Source organism: Neobacillus drentensis (assembly GCF_036966985.1).
GTDB classification, from domain to species: domain Bacteria; phylum Bacillota; class Bacilli; order Bacillales; family Cytobacillaceae; genus Neobacillus; species Neobacillus drentensis_E.
This window is the reverse complement of record NZ_JBALSN010000085.1, coordinates 1-490: the sequence shown is the minus strand read 5'-3', so window position 1 is coordinate 490 and position 490 is coordinate 1. Positions and strand designations below refer to the sequence as shown.

The 490-nt window shown below is 36.5% G+C and carries 1 protein-coding gene; it reads left to right on the top strand.

Annotated elements, in window-relative coordinates; genetic code table 11:
• Positions 1-34: 34 nt before the first annotated feature.
• Positions 35-490, top strand: a 456-nt coding sequence (locus tag V7659_RS06295) for a hypothetical protein (RefSeq protein WP_335538868.1), incomplete at its 3' end; no start/stop codon positions are given.

Here is a 490-nt window from a genome sequence, read left to right as displayed (position 1 = left end):
TAGTAAATAAAAAACATCAAAGAGGGTTTGATCAATGGGGAATCTGAAAAGCAGTTGGTCGAAGGGGACATTAATTGCCGTCATTGTTGTTACTTTTTTGTTTGCAGGGATATTCGTTAGTAATTATTTTAAAGCAAAAGCAGCAAGCGGTGAATCTAATAATCACCAAAAAAATAAAGTTACTAATCTGTCTGTGAAAAAAAATGTAAGCCCGGAAACAATTGTGCGAAATACGAACGACTTAAAGTTGGAAAAAGAAAGAATGCAAAAACAGCAAGAGGATGCTTTGCACCAGAGAAACGAACAAGAACGTGAGATTAGTAAGGTGCCCAATAAACGTACTCCTGTTACGGCGGCACAACCCACCACAAAAGATAATACTTCTTCTCAACCACCGTCAAAGAAATCTAATGCAGCTCCAACTAAACCAAACATTACACAACTAAGCGAAAGTGGAAAGAAAATAGTGTATTTAACATTTGATGATGGT